This window comes from Arthrobacter oryzae, assembly GCF_030812315.1.
In the GTDB taxonomy this organism is placed as follows: domain Bacteria; phylum Actinomycetota; class Actinomycetes; order Actinomycetales; family Micrococcaceae; genus Arthrobacter; species Arthrobacter oryzae_B.
Genome location: NZ_JAUSSM010000010.1, coordinates 1 through 24,150, shown reverse-complemented (window position 1 = coordinate 24,150; position 24,150 = coordinate 1). Strand labels below are relative to the sequence as shown.

Genomic DNA, 24,150 nt, shown 5'->3' with positions numbered 1-24,150 from the left:
GAAAGAGATAAGACATGTCCATGGAACAAGGAACGAAAATGCCCCAAAATCCAACCGGCGGTGACATCCTCGTCCGGGTAATGCGCAGGCACGGCATTGACACCGCCTTCGGGGTGATCAGTATTCACAACCTTCCCCTCATCGAGGCCGTAGACCGGGAACTGAACTTCGTCGCCGTCCGCCACGAAGCCGCGGCGGTAAACGCGGCGGACGCCTACGCGCGCGCTTCGGGCAAGTTCGGCGTCGCCCTCACCAGCACCGGAACAGGCGCCGGCAACGCTGCCGGGTCCATGGTGGAAGCGCTGACCGCAGGCAGCCGCGTGCTGCATATCACCGGCCAAATTGACAGTGAATTCCTCGGAAGCAACCGCGGAGTGATCCATGAGGTCCCACGACAGCTGCAGATGCTTCACGCAGTATCGGGCTATGCGCGGACCATCTTCAACGCCAAAGATGCCGAAGCAGATTTGGAAGAAGCTATCGCGCACCTGCTGACCGCCCCCCATACACCGGCCAGCCTGGAATGGCCCATCGACCTGCAGTACCTGGCCCTGCCCGAGGAACAGCGCCCGGCGGATTCCCCCAGCCAGCCTGAAACCTCCATCGACGAGGAAGCTCTGGCCAAAGCCGTTGGAATGCTCTCCCAGGCCAAAAGGCCCCTCATCTGGGCAGGCGGTGGAGCCGCGGGTGCCGGTACAGCCCTGGCTGAGCTGCTGCACCGCCTCGGCGCCGGGCTACTGACCAGCAATTCCGGCAGAGGCGTCGTACCCGAAGATGATGACCAGGTGATCGGCAACTTCGCTACCACCCCCGAGGCCGCGGCACTCCTGGCGGACGCGGACGTGCTGCTGAGCATTGGAACACACTTCCGCTCCAATGAAACAAAGCACTACTCCATGGCACTGCCCAGCACGCATATCCAGCTAGACATCGATCCTGCAGCCATCGGCCGGGTCTACCCGGCCGATGTCGGGCTGGAAGGTGATTCCCAAGTCCTGCTCAAGCAGATCATCGCGAAACTCCCCGCCCCCGGCGTCGAGGCCGGCTGGACCGAGCGGGTACGCGCGACCCGACGCAACGTCAGGGCCGCCCTGACCGAATACATCGGCGGGTACGCCGAGATCTGCGAAAGCGTTCGTCGGCGGCTTGACCGCGGATCGGTGATCGCCCGCGACGTAACAATCCCCTCCAGCCAATGGGGCAACCGCCTGCTGGAGATCTACTCACGGGAAACCAATATTTTCCCGCTCGGCGGCGGCATCGGACAGGGACTTGCGATGGGCATCGGCGCCGCCTGCGCCCGGCCCGGGATCCCCACCGCGGTGATCGTCGGTGACGGCGGACTGGCGGTCCACCTCGGTGAGCTCGCCTCACTCGGAGGCTCGGGCGCCTGGTGCGTAGTGCTGGTCTTCAACGACAGCGGCTACGGAGTCCTCCGGAACATGCAAAAAGCCAACGGCTTCGCCCAAGCTGGCGTGGATCTTTACACTCCGGACTTTGACCTGTTGGCCCAATCACTGCGCCTGCCGTTCTGGCGGGTTCGCGGCTCCGGACAATTCGATCAGGCACTGGCAGAAGCGTTGGCGGTCCGGGGACCGGCCGTCATCGAAATCGACGTCACAGCCCTGGACCCGGCGCCGGGACCGTTCGTGCCGCCGGTGCATATCCCCAGCCGGAACCACTAGAGGGACGAGGAAAAAATGGCACTGACAGAACCACTTACTTTGGACAGTCCACCACCGGACATAGGGCAAATCCGGCACCGTGTCGTCTGCCTTCACAACGGCACCGGAGCCGTGGAGTGGTATAGCCGGCAGGTTGCTGCCTACGATGCACAAACCTGGGAAAACTTCGATGGCGCCTTTCTCGGTGCCACCGTCACGGAAGACCAGCTTGAAGAGTGGGTCTCAGGTGCTGCGGCAGCACTCCAGGACGGCGGGGTCACCCCCGTGCACCTGGTGGCCTCCGGACGGGCCGCCTACGCCACGATCGTGCTCGCTGGCCGTTATCCCGAGCTGGTCAAGAGCCTGATTCTCGGAGACCCGGAGGTTGACACCTCCATCGAGGGATATGCACATTCGCTCCAGCTCGTTCAGGCACCATCGCTGGTTATCGCCGCGGTGCCGCAGGCAGACACCGACATTGCCGAACCGCAAAGCATCGCCGGAGGAATCGACAACGGCGTCTTCGTCATCATCGAAAACACCGCCGTCCCCGCGCACCGAACACGGGCCGACTCTTTCAACGAGTGGGCCACATCATTCATGAACATCGCCGAAGGCCTGCACACCTTCGCCGAACCAGAGGAGGACTTCCGTGCCTGAACAGTACCTAGAACCGAATCAGGCCTTGACCAGGCCCGCAACTCCCTACGAGAAGAAACTTGCAGGGGCACTTAGCGAGGTCTTCGGCGGCGGCACAAAAGATTTGCCAGGGGTGGTTGCAGGTCTGAACGGCCTTGGTCTCAATGCTCCGGATGGCAAACCGTGGGACGAAGCCCGTTTCCGCGCCGAAATGCGACGACTGGGAGAATAAGAAATGACAACTACAACGCAAACCGCTCGTCCGACCACCGGGAAGAGCAAGACAAAAAACGTGGTCGGCGTCCGCCACGAAGTCGATGCCAAAGAACTGGCAGCCATGGGGCTGCGGGACCGCTGGTACCCCATCTACCCCTCCCGTTTCGTCGGCGTTGGGGACATGGTCAAGGTTAAGCGCCTGGGCGTGGACTGGCTGCTGTTCCGCGACGCCACCGGACGTATCCGGATGCTCGAGGACCGCTGCCCCCACCGCAGTGCCCCCCTCTCAGTTGGTCAGCACCTCGGAGATCGTGTTGCCTGCAAATATCACGGTGTGCAGGTCGATGGAGACGGTACGGTAGTCTCCGTTCCCGGCATGCCTGGATGTGCCCTCGAGGGCCGAACGGTCACCACGTCGCTGGCAGTTGCAGAAGCAGCCGATACCATCTTCGCGTTCATGCCACTGACAGCCGACTCTGAGGTAACGGAGTTCAAGCTGCCGGACCGCTTGGCGAATCCGGAGGTTTCCTGGTTCTCGAACTTCGCGGAGTGGAAGGGGCCCTGGCGCTTCTACATGGACAACGTCCTGGACCCGATGCACGGCGCGTTCCTCCACCGCGACTCACATTCCATGTTCGGTGGAGACACCAGCGCCCGCTTCCGAATCCGCGAAACTGACCGAGGCTTCTTCTTTGAGAAGACGGACCAGCGCGGCGTGAACTTCGACTGGGTCGAATACTGCCGCGAGGCAATGGACTACGTCGATCTGGAAATCCCGTATGCCGAGTCCGCAGGACCCGGCGGGACTTTTGGCATCGTCGGCATGGCCACTCCCATTGACGCAAACAACTCGGCCATCTTCCACTGGCGCACCCGCACCGTCTCGGACTGGGAGCGCGACGTCTGGCGGTTCATGTACAAGACGACTCTTGAAGAAAAGCATTGGGCAGTCCTAGAACAGGACCGGGAAGTCCTCGAAGCACTTGCCGCCGACGCTGACAAAGACGAACACCTCTACCAGCACGACCTCGGCGTGGCGCGGATCAGGCGCGTCTACGAAGCCGACGCAGAAAAGCAGGCGGCAATCCTCAGGGGTGAAGGACTGTAATGGATGACTCCATGCTGCTGACAGTCTTTCTGCAGCATGATCAGTCCCAGCACCTGGAACAGATTCAAGCCGGACTGGATGAACGGGACTGGTGGAACGGCTTCCCGCCTGAAGGTTGTGAGATCGTCTCTTGGGTAGTCGCCATGGGTGTAGGTCAAATAGTCACTCTGCGGCTTCCGGCTCGTCTGCTGAATACCGTGAACGTCGAGCTGGAACGGCGGGCCTGGGGTGTCTTTTCCACCCAGTTCTATCCGACGTATGACTTCTTGCCAGTGCGCGAACGCCTGCGCCGGGAGTCCAACGAAAGGGTAAGTCGTTGAGCAGGGTGAAAGCGGCGACAGTTCCCGAGCCTCCGCGCGAAAAGATGTTCAGTAACGCACGGTTGCAGGGGCAGCACTTTTTCCTGTCCGGCATGCATGCCGGCGGCAGCGGCGGCATTGTCGGTGGAAGCGATACCTATCTTCAGTCGCGGGAGACCTTCCGCCGGATCAAAGAACTTACCGAAGCATGCGGGGGCACAGTAGATGACATCATCACACTGCGCATCTACCTCACCGACATCTCTGATAAAGCGCTGGTCGGCAAGGCACGATCCGAAGTGTTCTCGGGCGACTTTCCGTGCTCCACCCTAGTGGAGGTGAGCCGTCTCGTTGTAGACGGGCTAACGGTGGAAATCGAAGCACAAGGCATTATCGGGGCTGCCCACCAGGATTAGGGCCAGAGGCCAGGGGTGGGTGGACACGTCCTCCCGGCTTCTGCCCCTCCGAAAGCCGGATTGTCGTCGGCAATCCGGCTTTCGGAGGGAAACAACCTCACTCCCACCACACGCTGAACAGCGCGTGAAATCACCCAGTAGTTCAGTGGTGTTCGAGCGAACACAAGTGCCTTCGAGCGTGACGAGGACATTCTCCTCACTACGCCTCGTCAACCACACGCTCGAGCGGATCCAACTACCCAATCAAGACTCGAAGGACATCATGAAGTCAGCACGCACCTGCCGTGTCGGAGTTATCGGTTACGGCGCCATTGGAGTGCCCGTCGTCGCTGGGATTACTAAGGGACGGGTCGCAGGGGCTGTCCTGGAAGGAATTATCTCCCGAAGCCCGCTCAGTAATACTCCGGTGAAACGTATGGACTTGGCGGAGGCCCTGGAACGCTGCGACCTACTGGTCGAATGTGCAGGTCAGGAAGCACTCGTCGAGCACGCTGAGGATGTGCTCCGGGCAGGTGTTGACCTGCTCGTGACTTCTATTGGCGCCCTGGCAGATAGAGAATTCTCAAAACAGCTTCGCGCCGCCGGGCCAGGCCGGCTCTTCCTGACATCCGGCGCAGTTGGCGGCCTTGACCTTTTGTCCTCAGGCGCCCGTGCCGAAGGCTATGACAAAGTCACGATTACGACGACGAAGTTGCCGGGCTCCCTTCTCCAGCCCTGGATGAACGAGGCTTTGTTGGAGGAGATACGCAATACTCCAGGGCCACTGGACGTCTATGAAGGATCGGCCGCTGAAGCCGCGCTGTTGTTCCCTAAATCCCTAAACGCCGGCGCCGCCGTTGCTATCGCCGTTAACAACTGGGACGCTGTGACGGTCAGAGTAAGGGCAGACCCCGCAGCGGAACTCACCAGCCACGTCATTGAAGCTTCTGGAAACATCGGGGAATACCGGTTCGAGATCCGCAACAAGCCCTCTGAGGACAATCCGAGGACAAGCGGCGTCGTGCCGTTCGCCGTACTACGATCCCTGGAATCCATTATCGGCGGCCGGGGCGGACTGATATGAGCGCAGCAGCGGGTTCGAACTGCAGCCTCCGCGGGGATCCTTCCGGTCAGTGAGCGTTCCAGAAGTGCCGGCAGGTGAGCCTCTGCTGAACCTCATGCCAAGTGAAAACTTGGCCTTCGCGTTGTTTGGGCCCTCTCTAGACAGACGCGGCACCCGCGAAGGCCAAGGATGCGCCCGCCAAACCCTGACGCAACGGAGAAGACGGAGCTTCAGGAGTTTGGGCCAACCGCTTCCAGCGCATTGACATCAAATGCGACCACCGAGGCTTCTGCCTTCTTAAGCAACGCTGCGAGTTGATCGAGTTCTGAGGGCGTCAGACCGCTCAACATCTGACGTTGTTTGTCCAAATGCTTACCGAATGCCTCATCGATAACAGCCTTGCCATGATCGGTGAGCTGGGCGTAAACAACCCGGCGGTCTTCGCGGGTGCGAACTCTCTCGATGAGGTTTTGCTCCTCCATCCTGTCCAACCGGAAAGTAATACCACCGGTCGTGAGCATGGACGAGGTCGCGAGCTCCCCGGCGGTCTTCCGGTGAGGTGGGCCAGAGCGGCGCAGGTTAGCTAGGACGTCAAAGGACGCAAGTGTCAACCCATACTCATCAAAGTAGGAACTTTCGACGGCGCGGATCTGATTGGCCAGCCGCAAAAGCCGCCCGAGGACGCCAATCGAGCTCGCATCCAAGTCCGGCCGTTCACGCAGCCAATCCGCGAGAATGCGGTCAACAGCATCAGCTTCGGTTGTTTCGTCAGCCATGGCCCTGTCCTTTAGAAGTAGATAGTGAATCTTAACACTGAGCCTTCATGCAATCAATTAACTCTTGGTTGATTCACTTAAGGTCTTGTTACTTGACCCAATCTACCTTAGTGTTAAGATAGTTAGAGTTGAGGGAGTTGCTCCTTCGCTTTGCTGCCAGTTCTTGGTTTACATCGCCCCAGTCCGAGAGGTTTAACAATGAGCGAAACCGTAAGTGCACCGACTACAACAGATCTTGAAGAGCTCATCGATTCATCTATCGCGTCCCGTGAGAGCCGCGTCGTTGACTTTGACACTCTGAAGTTCCAGACGAAAATGGGAGACAAATTCCGGCGCGGCCAGGTCCGCTACATCGGCTCCGGAGCTACCGGGGACCACTCGGACGACAACAACATCCTTCAGGCCGAACACTTCACGTTCTCCAACATGGTTCTGCCCGCCGGCTGCGTAGGACCCGAGCACACTCACCCTGACGTCGAAGAGGTATTCTTCGTCCTCGAGGGACAGGTGGAGTTCAGCGTCCACGATGTCGAGGACGGCACCAAGAAGGCCAGCCGCGTTTTGGGCTACCGCGACCTGATTCGTGTTCCTGCAGGCGTTCCGCGCAGCCTTCGTACTGTCAGCGAAGAGGACGCGCTGATCTGCGTAATCATTGGCGCCAAGAAGCCGGAAATTCCCTTCTACCCGCCGACCTCCGAAATGCACGGAGTTACACGCTAGACATGTTCCTCCGAGAGCGCGGGTACCAGCTGGAGCTGGTACCCGCGCTTCTTGGTGCATCTGTCAGGTATCAGCAGAAGACAATATTTTCGCTTGTGAAATTGAGCAGCATCAGCTGCATGACGATGGAGTCGACAACATTGGCCAATCCACTTCCCCCATGCCAACCAGCACCTCACCCAGGGCGGGCAACCGCCGTCCTCCCGAACGAGGCGGTGAGTAAGTGAGCGCGGCAGTGGAAACCCTCCCAGTCAGCCAGGACGGGCAAACCCACAAATCAGCAGGACACGTCATTGTTGATTCGCTTGTCGCACACGGCATCAAGCGGGCACACGTTGTCCCCGGCGAGAGCTTCCTGGATGTACTGGACGGGCTTCACGACTCGACGATCGAGACCATCGTCTGCCGCCACGAGGGCGGGGCCACCTACATGGCCGAAGCTGACGGCAAAATTCACCAGATGCCTGGCATCGCGATGGTTACCCGCGGCCCGGGTGCGGCCAACGCCCACGTCGGACTGCACACGGCGTGGCAGGATTCAACACCGATGGTGCTGTTCGTGGGCCTGATTCCTTTCGCGCACCGGGACCGTGAAGCTTTCCAGGAATTCGACATCAAAGCCTGGTTCGACACCGGAGCTAAGCGCGTCATGGTTCTGGATCACGCAGATCGCGCTTCCGAGATCGTCGCCGAGGCCCTGTTCTCAGCGATGAATGGCCGGCCCGGCCCCGTCGTTATCGGGCTGCCCGAGGACGTCATCAGGCAACAGATCCCTGCCGAACTTCACCCGCCAATCCCTGTGGCCACCGGAGGCATGACCACGGTGGACTCCGACGCACTAGCCTCGGCCCTGTCAGCATCGACGAAGCCACTGTTCGTCACCGGTGGAAATGACTGGACCCAGGAGGGTGCTGACCAGCTCACCGCCTGGCTGGAAAAGCACCATATTCCAGCCGCGGCTGAATGGCGGACCCAAGGGACTGTTCCGTTCGGTTCCTCGTCCTACGTCGGTCCTATCGGTTACGGTCGCCCGCGTCCCACTTATGACCTGCTCGAAGAGACAGACCTGCTGATCTTTGTCGGCACTGTCCCGGGTGACGTCATCACGGACGGCTTCCTGTGCCGTCAGGACTGGACCAAAAAGAACTTTCTTGTCACGATCGACCCATCGCTCCGAGGCAGGTCAGGTCCAGTCTCTTACCAGATCGTTGCCAAGCCCGACGTGTTCATCCGCGACCTGGCCAAGATCGAACTCCCGGTCAAGGACGAATGGAAGGCCTGGACGACACGGATGCGCACTGAGCAGGAATCCTTCGCCGCGCTCCCCCATGCGAGGCCTACCCTCGGCCATGCACGAATGGACACCTTAATGGCCAACCTCGTCCCAACCCTCCCCCACGACGCCATGGTCACCCTCGGCGCCGGTGAGCACACCAACTGGGCACACCGCTACTTCCCCACCCAGCGCTACGCTTCCATGATCAGTGCCCGCAACGGCTCCATGGGATACTCCGTCCCCTCGGCCATCGCGGCGTCTCTGGAATACCCCGGCCGACGCATCGTGACCATCGCAGGGGACGGCGAATTCCTCATGAACGGCCAAGAGCTGGCCACCGCAACGCAGTACGGCGCCACTCCCTTGGTGATCGTGATGGACAACCAGGAATACGGCACCATTCGCACCCACCAGGAACGCCACTACCCTGCCCGGGTTTCAGGAACACAACTAAAGAACCCTGAATTCGCGCTCATGGCGCAAGCCTTCGGCGGGTTCGGCATCAAAGTCGACCGTGATGCTGACATCCCAGCCGCAATTGAAGCAGCACTGAAAGCTATCGACGAAGATCGTATCTTTGCACTGATCCATCTAGTGGTGGAACAAAGAGGCAAGGCCTACTAGGTCGCTGGTGGGCTCTGCCCTGCCGCAGGCATTAATCCTCGCCACCTCGCCGGTGCTGCTCAACGAACGGAAAAAATTGACTGTCCCCACACTTACCGAACCTGCACTGCTCAATAGGGTCCCTACGGGCCTGCTGATTGGAGGCCAGTGGCGAGAGGCGTCCGACGGCGGCACGTTCGAAGTGCACGACCCCGCAACCGGGGAGGTCATCGTCACCCTCGCCTCCGCAACCAGCGACGACGCAGTCGCCGCCCTCGACGCAGCAGATGCCGCGCAGGCGTCCTGGGCGCGGACCGCGCCAAGGGTGCGGGCGGAGATCCTGCGCCGGGCCTTTGACCTGGTCACCGAACGTGCCGAGGACTTCGCGCTGCTGATGACCCTGGAGATGGGCAAACCCCTGGCCGAGTCCCGCGGCGAAGTGACCTACGGGGCCGAGTTCCTGCGCTGGTTCTCCGAGGAAACCGTCCGCGACTACGGCCGCTACCTCACCACGCCGGAGGGCAGAACAAGATCCTGGTCCAGCACAAACCCGTCGGGCCCTGCCTGCTCATCACGCCGTGGAACTTCCCGCTGGCGATGGCCACCCGCAAGGTCGCCCACGCGGTCGCCGCTGGCTGCACCATGGTCCTCAAGCCCGCAAAGCTCACCCCGCTGACCGCCCAGTACTTCGCCCAGACCATGCTCGACGCCGGCCTGCCCGCCGATGTCTTGAACGTAGTCTCCTCCTCGTCCGCGTCCGGGATCTCGGGGCCGCTGCTGAAGGATTCCCGGCTGCGGAAGGTCTCGTTCACCGGCTCCACCCCCGGGGCAAACGGCTCATGGCAGATGCGGCGCAAAACGTGCTGCGCACCTCGATGGAACTGCGCGGGGACGCGCCGTTCATCGTGTTCGAGGACGCGGACATAGACAAGGCAGTCGAAGGTGCCATGGCCGCGAAGATGCGCAATATGGGCGAAGCCTGCACCGCCGCCAACCGGTTCCTCATCCAGGAATCCGTCGCCGAGGAGTTCACGCGGAAGTTCGCCGCCGCGATGGGATCCCTGGCTACCGGGCGCGGCACCGACCCCGCCACCCAGGTAGGACCGCTCATCGACGCCGGCGCGCGCGATGACGTGCACGCCCTCGTGGCCGCCGCTGTCGGTGCCGGGGCCACCGCCGTCACCGGCGGCACCCCCGTGGCCGGGCCCGGTTACTTCTACCAGCCCACTGTCCTGGCCAACGTGCCCAACGACGCCGCGATTCTGGGCCAGGAAATCTTCGGACCCGTCGCCCCTGTCACTATATTCACCACCGAAGACGACGCCATCCGGCTCGCGAACGCATCCGAATACGGCCTCGCGTCCTACCTCTACAGCCGCGACTTCAACAAGCTGCTGCGTGTGGCCGAACAGATCGAATTCGGCATGGTTGGATTCAATGCCGGCATCATCTCCAACGCCGCGGCACCTTTCGGCGGCGTCAAGTAGTCAGGTCGGGGCCGCGAAGGCGGCAACGAAGGCATCGCCGAATACACCACTACTCAATACATCGGCATCGCGCAGATCCCTACCTGAGGTAGACCAGACGGACTCCGGGGAGCAACTTGCCGGGGCCTCAGCGCGTCATGTTCCTGATGGTCCCGGCAATCCTTCAGCCTTCGGGAAGGTCGTCCACCAACTAGTCGTCAGTTCAACTTCGACATCTTCCCGCTAAGGCGGGATCTACCGAGCGAACCACTACGCTGCCGAACGAATTGTCGGAGCGTTACCCAACGAGGTTTGTTCCGAGGGTGAAGGCCACCCTTGCCGCCCCCGTGGCGCGTGAGCATCAGATGGAGGAAAACATGTTTCTGGAGACAGGTAACCACGTCCTGGCTCCTCATCTATCAACCGCAACTGCTTGCCAAGGATCGAAACGGTCCGGGCTACCGAGCAGGTGGCACAGCCTGCTGCAATGCAGCAACTACGGGTGCAGCTTTCCGAACAGCACAAACAAGATGGGCGGCGAAGCTCCTGAAATTGCGTAGGCGGAGCGGCGCAAATCAACCATTGCAGCTTTGTGCTAAGTAACTTAGAATCAAGATAGTTAGTTTACCTGAGGTATTCATTGATATCTAACTAACGAAGGGAGACGTCGGTCACGTCAGGATCCGCCCCCTGCCCCTTCTGTTTGTAAGTACTTTGCTCAGCTTGACCAGCCCATATAGACAGGCCTTGTTGTATTGGGTCCGGAAGTCAACCGGATCCCTAGCAAACAAGGTAAAACCATCGGCGATCACCGGAGACCGTCGAGCCCACACCGGGAGACAGTAGTCATGAAAGTTTTTTTGAGCATCCTGAGTACCTTCGTCGACGTCCCTGCCAGCTACAACAACTGCGATCAAGAGCGCGTGATTTATCGCCGCGATGAAAGGTTCCCCGCAGGCACCATTTCATCATCGCCCTGGGAGGGATGGTGGCATCACGAGCCGATGGCCGGAACCTGAACTGGACTTCCAGAAGCCCCAAATCCAACACCTTGGGTTCAAAGTTCCCGCAGATGCCGGTGCACGCACCCGTTGGTCCCTCGTCAATGAGCTGCCACCATCACGCTACACCCACCAACAGAGAATCTTTCCGTAGAGGGCGTGACGCAACTCAGGACCTTCAGTGGGGTGAGATCGAACGCGGCCTCTTGCGTAACCTCGTGGAGGTCGGCAGACCCGGTGCACCGATCATGTGCGTGTGGCTAAGGCACACCGCAACCTGACGTCAGGCAGGTGGCCAAGGGCCGTCAGAATAGGGTTAGATTCTTCTTTTCTGACGATGGGTCGAGGAAACTCTTGGATCGCAACCTGACGCGCCCCAGACGGCGGCGCGACATGTGGCACAATATCGGCGTTCCAAAATTCCCCGGAAACCCGTGGGAGAAGCGTCCATGCCAGCCGTTTCGGCGGCCCATCCTTTGGGAGCCTGCTTTAGCCTTTGGCTCTGGGTTTGGAAACGGTCGCTGAGGTCTTTGCGGGCATCAGGACCGCCTGCGGGGCGGTCAAGCGCATCGATCAGTTGCCGCCCCAGGTGCCCCTTCCGCCCAGTTTCGACATCTCCTCGAGTTCTTCAGCCGTCAGTCCGGCCAGCACCGCATTGATTTCAGCCATGACGCACCTTCCCCAGTTGTGCAGGCGCATGTGCTCGCGCCTTGTCAGCTCGACCCCGCTGTTAGCACCTGAGCGAGCCTGAGGCGGACAGCCCCATATGGCCTCACTCCACCACCGCAATCGCGAAGCCACCCCACGCGTGCTTCCCCTGGGTCTCCCTACCGAGCTCATGCTGTGCGAGGAGCGCCCGCGGGATCGGAGCAGTTCGGGTTCAGCTCCCGCTCGGGGCACCTACGTTCATGTCAGCAGAGCCCGTTGAGTAGCGGCTTCCAAGACGTCATGCCGCCCCACTCCCCCACCCCCATGAACCACCAGAAGCAACATCGCTGTTTGTCATTCTGCTCCCCATCATCGCTCGGCGGGTCCTTCGCGCAACCAGGGCGCCATGCGCCGCTCACGGTCCAAAGTTTCGTTCGGCGCTCCTCCGTCGCTTATTTCCTCGCGAAACCTTGGATCGCTCCCGGTTCCCCAGGTTGCACTCCGGACCCTCAAACCCAGCGGTGACTCCATGTATCAGAACGACGCCGAAAATCTGACAGACACATCCGGTGTCCGCAGCGACCGGCTACGTCGTCCACGACGCCGGTGCCGCCAACGTGATCGTCGCTGTGTTCAGCGGAATGACCGTCGGTGACGGGCCCGCATCTGAGAGGCGCTGCAGCCGCCTCGTCTGCCGCAAGTCTGCTCGGTACGCCTTTCTTAACGGGAACGGCGCTGACCCTACGCATGGGAGGAAGAGACGATAACCGCGCGTCCAACTAGGGACAGGTCGCACTGATCAACCAAACCAGGAAGAAGAGTCCGGATCCCACACACCTGGACTCTGTCGCCGGATCGTACGCCAGCAATAGATAGCTCCGAAGACGTTCCCGCTGAACCCCCAACGTCCTAGGAAACCGAGGGTCTGGGCCGCAAGGTCATGTCACCTGCAACAGAGACCTCCATGAAGTAGTGAAGGCAGAATCATGAGGAAGGTATCAAATGCGATTCGAAAAGCCGGCTGTGGACAAGGTGTGGACACTGTCCACACCCCCTTTGGCCGGACAAACACGCGATCAGGGCACTCGGCCTGGCTCGCAGAAAGCAACCACCCGAGGAAGATCCTGAAAGAAAATTCGGCTTCGTCATGTCGTCACCACAACTCCTGGCCATGAATGAGTGACGGCCAACAACTGGCCACCCGAACAGCCAGATAGGACGGCAAATACCCTACACTCCAGCAGGCGGAGGGCCCACCAGCCATGACCCTGTACCCGTCACCCACATAACTTCACAGGCGACCGCGGCGCCAGGCACAATCGCGGCCCGTGTAAGAGGGACCTGACCGAACAGAATGTCCACACATTAGAGCAAAAACCCCTCTGACGAGGGGTCATGCGTGCCCGAGGTGGGACTCGAACTGTATTCCTAGTCCTGCACACACTGGGAATCCGTGAAAACGTGCGGAATCCGAAGCAGTCCGAGGGCTGTACGAGGAAGTCCAAGACGAAAAGTGTGGACATTGTCCACACCCCGTATCGGATGGTGTTGAACGACTATCGGGGCACCAAATGCCGGGAAATTTTGGCGGCAGAGTCCAGCAAGTCGATGGTGCCCGCGGCGAGTCCGACGACGAGGTCGAAGCCCTCATCTGTCGTGAAGGCATGCCGGTAACCATTGATCCAGAGCAACAGCACCATGAGCGTCCAGGCGGTCCGTTTGTTTCCATCAATGAGTGGATGGAACCGGGCGACCGATTCCAACAAGGCGGCCGCCTTCACCGCCAGTTCCGGATAGGCTTCCCGTGCCCATGACAGTTGTAGCCGGCCTGGCCAATGCCGGTGGCTTTACCTCCGGCGCAAGGAAGCACACCAGGGAAACCTCTCCCCCGCTGTCCGGGACGGGCTTGATGTGATTCCCGGCTGGGATCAAGCCTCCCCTAAGAAGGCTGAGGATGAGGCCCGGTGGCAGAAGCGTTCTGAGCAGGTGAAGGACCTCCGGGATGCTGGCGGTGACTGGCCGCGTCATCAGAAGACGCCGGATGCGGCCGAACACGCCCTGGGTGTGTGGCTGCATGGTCAGCGGATCGCCTACAACCAGGGGAAGATGGCGCCGGAGAAGGAAGCACTGCTAAACGAGCATCTGCCCGGGTGTCGCGAAGGCAGGCGCCGCACCGGCGGCCGACGCCGTAATTCATACCCAGAAATGGCGAACACGTGGCTCCGGCCTCGTGGTCTCCCAAAAGTGCTTCCTACTAGGGCAAGGCATTCGATAATCAACAGCGGTCCACACGTCTGCCGGCATCCCCCGCCGTTACATGTTCAGGCACCCCCTATGTGATGAAGCTAAGGTTGAGAAGGGGCCACCAGAGCGCGCGGAAACCTATCTGCGGGACTTAACCTTCGCACTCGACGCAGTATGAATGGCCGTTGCTCTGCCGCGCCATCTGGGACCGGTGCCGGACAAGGAAACAGGAATAGCAGGTGAACTCGTCCCCGCTCTGGGGAATCACCTGCACGACGCAGCTAACCCTGGTATTCCTGCACCGCCATGTACACCCTCGACGTGATCCGTGAGGTAAAGGAACTGGGGAAACGCTATCTCTGCCGATAACGTCTAATGTTGCGCTCGTCTGGACAGTTTTGTGCCTATCGGTGATCTGCGGTTTTGGCTTACTGATCACCGTCGGTGGTGGCATGCCCAATCTTTTCAGCGGCTTTCTGGGTGCAGCATTGGGAGGTGCCGCTGCGCTAGTTGCCGTTAGTGCCTCTCTACGCTCTCTTAGCCTCGATCCACCGGTCGGGTTGAGGTCGTATCGGCGGTTTAAACGGAGAATGCCTGTCGGGTCGGGAAATATGGGGTTTGTCTAGAACTCCGTTTAACCAATCCGACAGGCATCTCGTAGGTGCAACTTTTCCGTAGATCCACGCGCGTGTCAGCCGCGTTCGATGATTCCAATCTCGTGTCGGCAGCAGGTCTGGTCCCGGCGATGGCGCTGGCGGCGAAAACCTGCCTTGGAGAACTCGCTGATCAGTGGCTGACGCTGCCCGGCTACTTGGGCGCGAACGCAGGGTTGATGGTCAGCGCACTGGTCGCGGGCATGATCGCGGGCGCTGATTCCATCGATGACATGGCGTTGTTGCGGCACGGCGGGATGAAGAAACTCTTCGCCGGTGCATATGCCCCGTCGACTTTGGGATCGTTCCTGCGGGCGTTCACCTTTGGCCATGTCCGCCAGCTCGACGCCCGGTGGCTGGTGAACGTAGCCGCCGTGGCCCCGATCGCCTCCGGCATCGATGATTACGCTTTGGTCGATATCGACGACACCATCAAAGAAGTCCACGGCTACCGAAAACAGGGTTCCGGATACGGTTACTCCGGAGTCCGGGGATTGAACGCGCTGATCGGGATTCTCTCGACCGCGACCGCGGCGCCGGTCATCATCGGCGCGAGGCTGCGCAAGGGAAGCTCCGGCTCCCCGCGCGGGGCCGGGAAGTTCATCGGTGACATCCTCGCCACCGTGAAACGGCTGCGCGGCAAGGATGCCACCGGGCCGGTGCTGCTGCGTGCCGACAGTGCGTTCTACGGGCACTCGGTCGTCGCCGCTGCCCACCGCGCAGGCGCGAAAGTGTCCATTACCGCCAGGATGGACCCGGCCGTCAAACGAGCCATCGCCACCATCTACGAGAAGGACTGGACCACAATCCAATACACCGACGCGGTCCGCGATGAAACCACCGGAGCCTGGATTTCCTCCGCGGAAGTCGCCGAAACCGCCTTCACCGCCTTCGTGGGCCGAAAGAGAGCCGACCACATCCACGGACGCCTGGTCGTGCGCAGGATCCCGGAACTGAACGCCAAAGCAGGCGAAGGGCAACAGACCCTGTTCGACACCCACCGCTTCCATCCCTCCTTCACCACCAGCGACCTGGACACCGTCACCGCAGACAAAACCCACCGCCAACACGCCATCATTGAGCAGGTCAACGCGGACCTCAAAGACAGTGCCCTGGCGCACCTGCCCTCGGGAAAGTTCACCGCCAACGCGGCCTGGCTGGTCCTGGCGACCATCGCTTTCAACCTCTCGCGCGCCATCGGCACCCTCGCCGGCGCCGATCTGGGCAAAGCACGCGGCGGCAGCATCCGCCGGAAACTCATCACTGTCCCTGCCAGGATCGCGACCTCGGGACGGAAGATCACTCTGCACTTGCCCGCTCAATGGCCCTGGGAAACCAGCTGGTCACAACTCTTCGAAGCGGCCTGCGGGCCACCACGGATCGCCGCTATCTGACGATCCAGCCGATTCGGCGCAAGCAGGCCATGGAACATCACCGGCAGCAAGGCCGGGAACCCTGTCATGCCCAACGACCGAACCCGAACCACGATCAGAACGACCCCGCCCCATCAAACCCGGCCGGTGGATCGAGGCTTAGGCGACAGCTTGCTCACCAAGAACAAGAAAATGCCAAGCAACGTGAGCGTGACGCTCTGGTTCGTCTAATGGCAGCCTTTGGTGCGTTGGAAGGAGCTATTGAGCAGGCAACTTCGCGGATCACCGGCAAGGCCGACGTGATCGGACGATGGATGCGGTTGAACTGGCGACTGCACAACTGCACATGCAGCTTCTTTACCCTGACCCCCCATTTTTGTATGTAATGAGGCTGTGGCAATGGTGGTTAAGCCAGCGCGCCTATCACTATTGGCGTCTCCGTAACGGCAATGTTCAGGCGAAATACGAGTACGAAATCAGTAACGCTCTATCTCACATCGGGTCTACGGCCGGCTTTCTGGCCGAAAAACTTGCCGCCTACGGTCGCAGTACGGAACAGGGTGCCCGTGAGGCTATCGTCCCGAAGAAGTGTCAAGTGTCGGGCTGTGAAAGAGCCGGTGAAATGTTCCCTCTAATCGGCCCTTCCGGGCGGACAACTGGATATGGAAGGACATTCAACATCCCCCTGTCGGCTGAGCCTCTAGCTGCAGCAGCCGGGGACCCTTGCTCAGGCACATCTCTGGCAAAACGCTCCATTTTCGAGCAGACCTTTATTCACCGATAATCCACCAAGCGCGCGGAACAGGTGGCTCATTTTTCGGCCGTCGCCGACATCCTCTCTGCGTAGGCGACGGGCTCCTTTGTTGCCCTAAGTTCCTCAAGGCGGTCCAAGCCCCAACCAAGTATCACAAGGGCACGTTCGGCAAGATCAATCATCATTGAAATGCCAGCAGTACGATCTGTATCTGCTTTCCTTCGCGCCTTCGCACCCCAACCGTCTTTCGGCATGAGAGTCAGCAGTCCTGACCAAGACTTTCCATGAGCCGCACTCGATGCAATCTGCCAGTCAAGAATTACCTGGGAGACTCGCCGGCCTCTTCTGCGGCTTCCCTAATGATTGAAGTGATGGTGGGAGGCACGTCTATCTCAGTGCGGGACAGTTCGGCCCTTCCGGCTGCAGCCACCACGGCTGCTCGCCTCCCAGCAATGAACTCGTCCGGAGCATCAGGAGCGACAGGGTGCCTCCAAACGCAAGTGCCGTTTTAAGCGGGTAGGGCGGTTGTGAGGTGCTAATACCCACAACATTGTGCTTGCAGTTTCGATAGTCGAACGTGCCAGGGTATAGGCACCGAAAACAGGGAACATTCTTGTTTAAGTGATCGAATTGGTTAGGTACCAGATGTGGTCAATCGCCGAGGGTACCAGATGGTGACCAATGTGGGCGGACAGTTCAACTCCCAGGCAGAAGCTGTCGTCGGCCTCAAACACCGACGCAGGAACTGGAACGGGAAGCGTATTTACACTCGCGACCGTTGCCCTGACTGCTTCATTTAAAGTGATCACTCTAACGAGCACGTCGTCTGCTTCAATTTCCATGTCGTGAGCACATCGTCGTGAGCATCTAGCACTGTGGCCGACTCAAACTCCCGCGGTTGCATCTTGCTTGACCTGGCGGAAGTTGTTGCCCTCGCCGATGTCCTTGCTGGAGAGGGACTTGAGCCAAATGAGGCGACGCTCAAATGAGTAGATCGGTAGGTAAGATCCATTGCTGCCAGTCTCGACCCTCAAAATCGCTTAGGACTCGCATAATATCCACAGTCGTTGGCCAGGACCTCATCATTTCAGCCGACCCAACGAAGTGGAATCGAACCTTGCCGGTCGCCCCGTGCAGCTCTTCGATCATTCTCCGGGCTGTAATCAGGGCGGTAGGCACCACGACTACTGGTGATCCCGACGGCGATCGAAGAAGCACGTACGCAACGTCTGGCCAGTCCGACTGAAACACCGCTACCAGAACCTCTTCAACTCCTGGTTCAAGACCGACATGGGAAAGTACCGTGAGTATCTGGCCGGGCGTTTGGTTTTGAACGAGCAGGATATGCCGACGCTTTGAAAGCCTAGGTTCGCCCGTGGGTAGACCAAAATTGGAGAATCCATCGCGGAGACTCACGGTAGTATCCTGGTCGAGATGCTCTACCCATTCGCGCAAGGCGTCGGGCCGGAGGTGGCATGCACGGCCTCGGCCATCCGGAGAAACAAACCACAGCGCCGCCTCCCTTGGCCGCAGCCATTGTTCACCTCCTTCCAAAAGCTCAACTCCGGGTAAAGGCTCCGATGTGTTGTTATAAAGTACGTGAACGAGTGGATAACCGTGTAACTCATCTATACGCGGATAAAGGTGGAAGGGGCCCTTTACGGATGTCGTTGGCGTAAGTACGACTGACATCAGCGTAGGTGCCAGGCCGGGGAGACTCAGTGCGGGGATCCGCCACCGTTTGAGTAGCTCGAGCCGAGCCTCAGCCTCAATCGAGAAATCCAGTACCAGGTCTCCGAAAATGGTCTTAGCCAGGTGCAGCATGAACTCGCTGCTTAGAGGCGGTTCTACGTGTCCAGAGAAGGAAAGCTGTTGGCCGTCCACGGCAACGCCCCGACACGTACGGACTGCCGCAACCACTCCCCCAGACCCGATTTGTTCCAGCACCGCGTCCGGCTGTGCGGACAAGAATCGACAAAGCGCCGGAAAGCGGCGATCAGGGCGGTTAGAGCCTACCTGTAACCAGTGTCGAGTAGCCCCAATATCAAATAGGCGCTCCCGCCTCCACTCATCAAGGAGGGGGATGGCTAGTGCTAACTGACCGATCGCGAACGCCACAGCGAACTTCGTTTCATTGTCGACGCCGCGCTTACGCAGCCACTCTAGCGCTCCTGCCGCATCCAGATAGTCTTGCGGGTGATAACCTCGATAGGTCGCTAAATCTTCCTCAGGAACATCCAAGCTGACGACGAACGTGGCTACGCCTTCCTGGGTATAGCGAGATGCTTGAATAAACAGCTCCAGCAAGTTGGCGCATCGTTCTCGAATTTCGCTTGGGGGAGCTGGGGCAAGCCCTTCGCTTGATAGCGCTAATTGAGCCCATCCGAGTTCTGACCCCTTCATGAGTACATCATGAGCTGTCTCGTGAGAGAGGATGTGCTGGAGGGGGCGGCCACGCACGACCTCACTAATGCTGATAACGATCCTGCCCTGGTGTGTAAGTCCTGCCCAGTCGCGAGCCAGTTTGCGGACTGGGTCATCAATGTCCCGAGACATCACGAAATATCCTTCCTGGACGGTGACACACGCTTGGAGTGGTCCAAGCACTAATCGTCACTCTCGCTTTCGCTCCGGTCGTGCACATACTGGACATCCATAAGCGGAACGTCCTGCATCCAAAACAGAGAGAGCTGTTTGTTTATGTCAGCCTCTGTAACTGCATCTGTCGGCAAGGACAAATGCAGGGCCTTTAACACATCGAATCTGTGGAGGTCGAAGGCGACGGACAACATTTCTCCATAGGCCACAGCTGCAGAAATAGCGGCCTTGTACCCGACCCAAGACAAGAAAAAGGGTACCGCGGCCAGCACAAGCCACCCCCCATCGTCAACCAACAGGACGAGAGTAATGATGCCGACGATCAGCGCTGTCGCACTTAACCTGCAGGTCGCGTCAAGCTGCATGCGCCGATCGTCTATTATTTCCTTCACTGATTTAGGCAGGACTGGGTACAGTCGTGGCCACCAAGTGACCGTATCCGCGCCGTAATGTGACCCAGCCGCGGTTTCAACCGCTCGTAGAACGTTCCCTAGCGCCGTCGGCAACAAGGCGGTTCCAACAGGAGGAAAACGATGGGTCAAGGTCCATCCGGCTTCCAGTGCGCTTTCAGCATCCTCGGGACCTGGATCTGATGGAACTTTCGCACGCATGGCCAAGCGACGCTGGGCACGGGTTTGCCGTGCCACGGCCCAACGGGAGAGTGGCTCCATGTAACGGGGCCAGTATCCCTCTAAAACCCTAACGAGAGGGAGCTGCAAGGGATGAAGGAGGGCACTGATGAAAATTGCAGCGGCAGCCAGAGCGGCTGCGTGGGAAGTTGTTAAATCGGCAAGTCTGGCTAAGGCATTCGAGACGTCTATTGGACCTAGTGGTGCATCAGCGGTCACCAGCAGCAATAATGCAATGCCGGCCGTGAAGGTTGGTATAAAACTGACGAATATGAACCGCAATCCTGCGGACCCCGGAGTCATTAGCGAAGACAAGTCACTCACTGTCAGGCCTCTGGAATTCCAGCGGAAGATGATGCCAAGGACAAACTGGAGTGGACTTAGGGTATTGGGATAGGAAAATTGTGGTGTCGCCGTGCGGGCAATTGAAGCGCAGAAGGTGCCAGCTTCTGGGTACGCCTGCCAAGGTGGCGCCGTCACCAGTTCCTAAACCAAAGCCGCCCCGCGGCGCAGACGCGGTCTGATTTTGTTGGAGGTTATCACCACTGGCAACGAGTTCCGCAGCTTCTCCTCCCGTGGCGTCTATCCAAAGGAAAGATTCAGCGCCTAGCACCACGAGCACAGCTTTAGCTTGTGGGTTTTGTTTCAAAAGTAACTGAGCAGACTCCATGTCCTCACCCGTTGCCTCGCCAGGGAATCCCCCGCGACGCACCCACACGAGTACATGTTCCAAGTCGATCTCTCTTACAAGGTGCATCGCGCATCTTTCTACGCAGGGGTTGCTCCTACGGCCAACATCCACTCAGATGCCATGGCGTAAATCCTCCGACAGAGAAATCAGAACATCCCAAGCGTTACTGTTGCGTTATCGCACACAGCGGCAGCCGGCAAGAATCCTCGAGGCTTTCCTGTTTCGTTCCGCTTCGACCTCCACGAAGCACAGAACCTCGCACCACCAGTACAAGGCAACACCACGGGATGCCAACGTCCTGAAATAAGCGTCCCCGTAGGGAACTGGGGCTGTTTGCTGCTAAATGAGCGCAAATGCACCGGGGCTTGATCTGACCGCGGCGAATCTCTGCCATGCAGTGGGCGCCAGCTGACTCTGCCACGGTGAAAGGAGTGCCTGGGCGCCGGAAAAGCAGCGCAGCACAGTTCCGCTGCCCACAGCCGGGGACAATCCTGATGAGTTGTCCACCGCTACTGCTGCTGAGGGAGCTATCCTGCTGGCTCCCGATTCCAGCCGTGGATAACCCGGATTAGTCCCAACTGTGGACTGCTCAGTTCTCTGCGTGCCGTTTAGACGTGTGCCCGGGTTCCTATACCCATTCAAACCGAGTGCTAAAGGCCTCATCTTAGGGTTCTGAAACTCCCGGGCCGGGTCCTGTTGGGCAGCGCATCTGTTTCCTCACTAGGCTGCTAGCCATATTTCATGGCAAAAAGGACAGTCGTGCTGTTGGAAGATGATATTGACGGCTCGGAAGCTAACGAAACAATATCTTTCGCTCTCGACGGTAATGAATACGAGATTGATCTCAATGAGGGACACGCTAAGGAACTGCGTGACGCGCTGTACCAACGCTGGCCGCAGAGTGGCTGGTGGCCGTGCGGCGGCTCAATCCAAGTCCTCCTCGCGCGTGACCCCGGACGCTAAAGCGGTAAGGTTGTGGGCGGCCGAGAATGGCATCCAGGTAAATACACGTGGTCGAATCCAGTCGAATGTTGTAGAGAAGTACGAAGCGGCTCACTAGACCCAGAGAAAACAAAATCGGGGCTGGAAGTCTTTGCTGATTCCGGCCCTGATTTTTATCTGCGGGACACAGCATCCTGACGCGAACTTTTCATGCGGAAATAGTCCCCACGTCTGGGAATCAACCAGCCCGCGCCTTTTTTGGTTCGAGGTGTTCGGGGTCGTGGTGTTCTTTCATGTCGCAGTTGCAGAACAGGCCTTATGAGTCAAGGAGGACTTTCATACGCGCGCCTACTCGTCCGGAGGTCAGCGCCCCTACCGGATTAGGAAGACAAACCAGGCACCGGCGAAGAGAAACGGGGTGAAAATGTCAGGTATAAGAGTCAGCCACGTGTTGCCGGTTTTGACTCCCCATTCAACATTCGGGGCCGCGTTTTCAACTTTCATGGCCACATGCGGCTCGGGTGGTTGGAATTTCTTCGCCTCGCAGTAAGCCTTAAATCCGAGGAATGAAAGTCTTTTCGAGTTGACGACTGCGATCACGCCGATGCACGTCAATATCCCTAGAATCAGACCTACGCAGGGCACAACAATACGGAATGTACTTACGCCCTCGGCGTCCTCAGCCTGGGCTACGGTAAGTCCGTAAGCGGCGAACATAATGGTTTGGGTCGTTAAAAACCACGAGATCTTGTGGTCGATTAGGAGGTGCTCAAATTCTTGACGCTTGCGATAGTCGTCCCACACGGCCCGTGCCGCTGTGTCATTTCGATCCACGTGGTCTTCCATCCCATGGCCTCCTCCCGAGTAACGGAGGGCCATCAAAAAGACTCCTCCTGCCCAGCATGTCGCCAACTTAACTTACAATCCGTTACGTTGGCGTTACAGCTTTGATGCCCACCTTCATATTGATCTGTTGGCTTTCGGTGCTCCGGCAGACGTGCGCAGAACGATCCTTCGGCAGTCACACGGGCCACACTTAGTCATCCGGGTGTGTAGTGCCCAGCAATTCGAGGCCCAGGCGTGCGCCGCCCCAAGACCCGCCCATGAGTGTTCGCACTTTATGGCGGTGCAGCAAAGCTCGTGACACAGAGGTGGCGGCCTGTAAACGTATAGAACTCGACGATGCGGACAAGTTTGTCGGTCTCATCTGTCGTCCCCCACTTCGCGCACCGCCTTTCTCTATTGGATTCACAGGGAGGGTTCTACAACTCGACGTAAGAACACCTTGACCCTGAAACTCCTGGCGCTCGAAAAGGACCCCGGCGGCTGTTCTGGGTCGCACAGATGGAGACGAAGAAACGAACAGTTGTGATGTTGGGGGAAAGGCCATTTGGCTTCTCCCCTAACATCATGGCTCTACCGAGTCCGATATCGCCTTGACTGGGATTTCGTCTTCCCAATCTTTGCGAAGGGAGCAATAAGAGTCGCGGTTACTTCCTTCTGCAGAGATTCATCGGACACCGTGGTCGTTGTTATCGATTGAGCGCTTCTCTGGAGCAACCCCCTGCTGCTGAAGTGTAGCTATGGCTTCTAACGCATCCGCCACTATCAACATCTTGCGTTCGATCCACACGCGAGCGACTTCGCGCTCTGCGTTCGTCGTCAGTATGCCCGGCTTCGGTTCCTTGAAGACGGACGCAAGAAGTGCCCGGACGACCCGTCGCCCCTCGTAGAACGTCTGCATAAAGCTTTGGTCGTAGGGCATGGGCAGACAATGAGGTTTCGGGCGTCATCCTTGTAAATCAGGTCCGACTTATCGGAATGAGCCGGAATGATGGCAACTCTGAGTCCGATCACTCCTTCGAGTTTGTTCGAATTAGTTTCGACGGTCGTACCAACCCATCGGTCTGGCGTTGGGTCGCCCAGGAACAGGCCAGCTTTCCAGAGGCCGCTGATGCACTGGGGAAGGCCAAGGGACTGCCCCCGGTTTTGTTGACTCCTTGACCTAGCGAGCTCGTGCTCGTGGAAGGATGTTGACCATGCCCACGGCTTATGGGGCGGAGTTCCGCCAGGATGTTATTGATGTGGCCCGCAAGGGCGAGGCGACCCTGGCGCAGATTGCGAAGGATTTCGGGCTTTCGGTCACGACGCTCAAGCGCTGGATTGCCATCGCCGACCGTAAAGAATCCGGGGCCGGCCCGGCAGCGACGGAGTCGGCCGAGATGCGGGAGCTGAAGGAGCGGAACCGCCTGTTGGAACAGGAGAACGAGATTCTGCGCCGAGCCGCGGCCTATCTGGCCAGGGACATCAACCCAAAATGACTCTTCTATGGGTTCTGTCAAGTCATGATGGTTTGGAGTTGCCGGAAGATGGAGCGGCAGACGTAGCGTTT

Annotated in this window: 22 protein-coding genes and 3 pseudogenes; 18 read left to right on the top strand and 7 right to left on the bottom strand. The window is 59.2% G+C overall.

Annotation, left to right across the window (positions count from 1 at the left end; genetic code table 11):
- Positions 1-38 precede the first annotated feature (38 nt).
- From J2S97_RS18455 to J2S97_RS18425, 7 genes are all read left to right on the top strand, one after another.
- Positions 39-1,685, top strand: coding sequence for a thiamine pyrophosphate-binding protein (locus tag J2S97_RS18455; protein ID WP_307051398.1), 1,647 nt, complete (start codon positions 39-41; stop codon positions 1,683-1,685).
- A gap of 111 nt (positions 1,686-1,796) precedes the next feature.
- On the top strand, positions 1,797-2,324 hold the full coding sequence (locus J2S97_RS18450) for an alpha/beta fold hydrolase (RefSeq protein ID WP_307051397.1): 528 nt from the start codon (positions 1,797-1,799) through the stop codon (positions 2,322-2,324).
- Positions 2,317-2,535, top strand: a complete 219-nt coding sequence (locus tag J2S97_RS18445) for a recombinase-like helix-turn-helix domain-containing protein (protein WP_307051396.1) — start codon at positions 2,317-2,319, stop codon at positions 2,533-2,535. Before J2S97_RS18450 ends, J2S97_RS18445 begins: the two co-directional genes overlap by 8 nt.
- Positions 2,536-2,538: 3 nt before the next feature.
- Positions 2,539-3,627: a Rieske 2Fe-2S domain-containing protein gene (locus tag J2S97_RS18440; RefSeq protein WP_307051395.1), complete on the top strand. Its 1,089-nt coding sequence runs from the start codon at positions 2,539-2,541 to the stop codon at positions 3,625-3,627.
- The gene (locus J2S97_RS18435; protein ID WP_307051394.1) at positions 3,627-3,947 is read left to right on the top strand and encodes a hypothetical protein; all 321 of its coding nucleotides are present in this window, start codon (positions 3,627-3,629) and stop codon (positions 3,945-3,947) included. The genes J2S97_RS18440 and J2S97_RS18435 overlap by 1 nt, the downstream gene beginning before the upstream one ends.
- Before the next feature lie 5 nt (positions 3,948-3,952).
- Complete coding sequence (locus tag J2S97_RS18430; protein WP_307051543.1) at positions 3,953-4,342, top strand: RidA family protein; 390 nt, start codon at positions 3,953-3,955, stop codon at positions 4,340-4,342.
- A gap of 262 nt (positions 4,343-4,604) precedes the next feature.
- Complete coding sequence (locus J2S97_RS18425; RefSeq protein WP_307051393.1) at positions 4,605-5,405, top strand: aspartate dehydrogenase domain-containing protein; 801 nt, start codon at positions 4,605-4,607, stop codon at positions 5,403-5,405.
- A gap of 209 nt (positions 5,406-5,614) precedes the next feature.
- Here J2S97_RS18425 and J2S97_RS18420 read toward each other — a convergent pair whose 3' ends face one another.
- Positions 5,615-6,160, bottom strand: a complete 546-nt coding sequence (locus J2S97_RS18420) for a MarR family winged helix-turn-helix transcriptional regulator (RefSeq protein ID WP_307051392.1) — start codon at positions 6,158-6,160, stop codon at positions 5,615-5,617.
- 198 nt (positions 6,161-6,358) lie between these two features.
- On the opposite strand from J2S97_RS18420, the gene J2S97_RS18415 reads away from it, so the two are divergent.
- From J2S97_RS18415 to J2S97_RS18400, 5 genes and pseudogenes are all read left to right on the top strand, one after another.
- Positions 6,359-6,880 carry a cupin domain-containing protein gene (locus J2S97_RS18415; protein WP_307051391.1) on the top strand — a complete coding sequence of 174 codons (522 nt, stop codon included), beginning with the start codon at positions 6,359-6,361 and terminating at the stop codon, positions 6,878-6,880.
- Positions 6,881-7,103: 223 nt separating this feature from the next.
- Complete coding sequence (locus tag J2S97_RS18410) at positions 7,104-8,780, top strand: thiamine pyrophosphate-dependent enzyme (protein ID WP_307051390.1); 1,677 nt, start codon at positions 7,104-7,106, stop codon at positions 8,778-8,780.
- 7 nt (positions 8,781-8,787) lie between these two features.
- Positions 8,788-9,686, top strand: a pseudogene (locus J2S97_RS24055) (aldehyde dehydrogenase family protein).
- Positions 9,599-10,246, top strand: coding sequence for an aldehyde dehydrogenase family protein (locus J2S97_RS24050; RefSeq protein ID WP_373460588.1), 648 nt, complete (start codon positions 9,599-9,601; stop codon positions 10,244-10,246). The pseudogene J2S97_RS24055 and the gene J2S97_RS24050 overlap by 88 nt, the downstream one beginning before the upstream one ends.
- An 827-nt stretch (positions 10,247-11,073) precedes the next feature.
- Positions 11,074-11,244, top strand: coding sequence for a hypothetical protein (locus J2S97_RS18400; RefSeq protein ID WP_307051389.1), 171 nt, complete (start codon positions 11,074-11,076; stop codon positions 11,242-11,244).
- A 2,186-nt stretch (positions 11,245-13,430) separates the two neighbouring features.
- Here J2S97_RS18400 and J2S97_RS18395 read toward each other — a convergent pair.
- Positions 13,431-13,640 (bottom strand): type II toxin-antitoxin system death-on-curing family toxin, encoded by a 210-nt coding sequence (locus J2S97_RS18395; RefSeq protein WP_307051388.1) that lies wholly within the window; start codon positions 13,638-13,640, stop codon positions 13,431-13,433.
- Between the two features lie 145 nt (positions 13,641-13,785).
- Between J2S97_RS18395 and J2S97_RS18390 the strand changes: the two genes are divergently transcribed.
- The gene (locus J2S97_RS18390) at positions 13,786-14,214 is read left to right on the top strand and encodes a helicase associated domain-containing protein (RefSeq protein WP_307051387.1); all 429 of its coding nucleotides are present in this window, start codon (positions 13,786-13,788) and stop codon (positions 14,212-14,214) included.
- 55 nt (positions 14,215-14,269) lie between these two features.
- Here the strand turns inward: J2S97_RS18390 and J2S97_RS18385 are convergent.
- Positions 14,270-14,395, bottom strand: a pseudogene (locus J2S97_RS18385) (DUF4193 family protein); the annotation flags it as partial.
- A gap of 384 nt (positions 14,396-14,779) precedes the next feature.
- On the opposite strand from J2S97_RS18385, the gene J2S97_RS18380 reads away from it, so the two are divergent.
- Positions 14,780-16,165, top strand: a complete 1,386-nt coding sequence (locus J2S97_RS18380; RefSeq protein ID WP_307051386.1) for an IS1380 family transposase — start codon at positions 14,780-14,782, stop codon at positions 16,163-16,165.
- A 1,714-nt stretch (positions 16,166-17,879) separates the two neighbouring features.
- Here J2S97_RS18380 and J2S97_RS18375 read toward each other — a convergent pair.
- Both J2S97_RS18375 and J2S97_RS18370 read right to left on the bottom strand, forming a co-directional pair.
- Entirely contained in the window at positions 17,880-19,301 is a 1,422-nt protein-coding gene (locus J2S97_RS18375; protein WP_307051385.1) for a hypothetical protein, read from the bottom strand.
- A gap of 203 nt (positions 19,302-19,504) precedes the next feature.
- Positions 19,505-19,861, bottom strand: a complete 357-nt coding sequence (locus J2S97_RS18370) for a hypothetical protein (RefSeq protein WP_307051384.1) — start codon at positions 19,859-19,861, stop codon at positions 19,505-19,507.
- Between the two features lie 373 nt (positions 19,862-20,234).
- On the opposite strand from J2S97_RS18370, the gene J2S97_RS18365 reads away from it, so the two are divergent.
- The 3 genes from J2S97_RS18365 to J2S97_RS24160 all read left to right on the top strand — a co-directional run bounded on the left by J2S97_RS18365 (position 20,235) and on the right by J2S97_RS24160 (position 21,876).
- A complete protein-coding gene (locus J2S97_RS18365; RefSeq protein WP_307051383.1) occupies positions 20,235-20,522 on the top strand; it encodes a hypothetical protein in 288 nt (95 codons plus the stop codon).
- A 1,035-nt stretch (positions 20,523-21,557) separates the two neighbouring features.
- Entirely contained in the window at positions 21,558-21,779 is a 222-nt protein-coding gene (locus J2S97_RS18360) for a histone-like nucleoid-structuring protein Lsr2 (protein ID WP_444875936.1), read from the top strand.
- The gene (locus J2S97_RS24160; protein ID WP_444875939.1) at positions 21,688-21,876 is read left to right on the top strand and encodes an Lsr2 family DNA-binding protein; all 189 of its coding nucleotides are present in this window, start codon (positions 21,688-21,690) and stop codon (positions 21,874-21,876) included. Before J2S97_RS18360 ends, J2S97_RS24160 begins: the two co-directional genes overlap by 92 nt.
- A gap of 254 nt (positions 21,877-22,130) precedes the next feature.
- Here the strand turns inward: J2S97_RS24160 and J2S97_RS18355 are convergent, their stop codons facing one another.
- Both J2S97_RS18355 and J2S97_RS18350 read right to left on the bottom strand, forming a co-directional pair.
- A complete protein-coding gene (locus J2S97_RS18355; protein WP_307051382.1) occupies positions 22,131-22,604 on the bottom strand; it encodes a hypothetical protein in 474 nt (157 codons plus the stop codon).
- A 664-nt stretch (positions 22,605-23,268) separates the two neighbouring features.
- Entirely contained in the window at positions 23,269-23,523 is a 255-nt protein-coding gene (locus J2S97_RS18350) for a hypothetical protein (RefSeq protein WP_307051381.1), read from the bottom strand.
- Between the two features lie 274 nt (positions 23,524-23,797).
- Between J2S97_RS18350 and J2S97_RS18345 the strand changes: the two are divergent.
- Positions 23,798-24,076: pseudogene (locus J2S97_RS18345) on the top strand (transposase); the annotation flags it as partial.
- Positions 24,077-24,150 lie beyond the last annotated feature (74 nt).

Excerpts from the sequence above, each read along its gene's own strand:
- J2S97_RS18455 (WP_307051398.1), top strand. The coding sequence starts at position 39 with ATGCCCCAAAATCCAACCGGCGGTGACATCCTCGTCCGGGTAATGCGC.
- J2S97_RS18440 (WP_307051395.1), top strand. The coding sequence starts at position 2,539 with ATGACAACTACAACGCAAACCGCTCGTCCGACCACCGGGAAGAGCAAG.
- J2S97_RS18435 (WP_307051394.1), top strand. The coding sequence starts at position 3,627 with ATGGATGACTCCATGCTGCTGACAGTCTTTCTGCAGCATGATCAGTCC.
- J2S97_RS18425 (WP_307051393.1), top strand. The coding sequence starts at position 4,605 with ATGAAGTCAGCACGCACCTGCCGTGTCGGAGTTATCGGTTACGGCGCC.
- J2S97_RS18420 (WP_307051392.1), bottom strand. The coding sequence starts at position 6,160 with ATGGCTGACGAAACAACCGAAGCTGATGCTGTTGACCGCATTCTCGCG.
- J2S97_RS18415 (WP_307051391.1), top strand. The coding sequence starts at position 6,359 with ATGAGCGAAACCGTAAGTGCACCGACTACAACAGATCTTGAAGAGCTC.
- J2S97_RS24050 (WP_373460588.1), top strand. The coding sequence starts at position 9,599 with ATGGCAGATGCGGCGCAAAACGTGCTGCGCACCTCGATGGAACTGCGC.
- J2S97_RS18400 (WP_307051389.1), top strand. The coding sequence starts at position 11,074 with ATGAAAGTTTTTTTGAGCATCCTGAGTACCTTCGTCGACGTCCCTGCC.
- J2S97_RS18375 (WP_307051385.1), bottom strand. The coding sequence starts at position 19,301 with ATGAAGGGGTCAGAACTCGGATGGGCTCAATTAGCGCTATCAAGCGAA.
- J2S97_RS18370 (WP_307051384.1), bottom strand. The coding sequence starts at position 19,861 with ATGCAGCTTGACGCGACCTGCAGGTTAAGTGCGACAGCGCTGATCGTC.
- J2S97_RS18365 (WP_307051383.1), top strand. The coding sequence starts at position 20,235 with ATGAAAATTGCAGCGGCAGCCAGAGCGGCTGCGTGGGAAGTTGTTAAA.
- J2S97_RS18360 (WP_444875936.1), top strand. The coding sequence starts at position 21,558 with ATGGCAAAAAGGACAGTCGTGCTGTTGGAAGATGATATTGACGGCTCG.
- J2S97_RS18355 (WP_307051382.1), bottom strand. The coding sequence starts at position 22,604 with ATGGAAGACCACGTGGATCGAAATGACACAGCGGCACGGGCCGTGTGG.
- J2S97_RS18350 (WP_307051381.1), bottom strand. The coding sequence starts at position 23,523 with ATGCCCTACGACCAAAGCTTTATGCAGACGTTCTACGAGGGGCGACGG.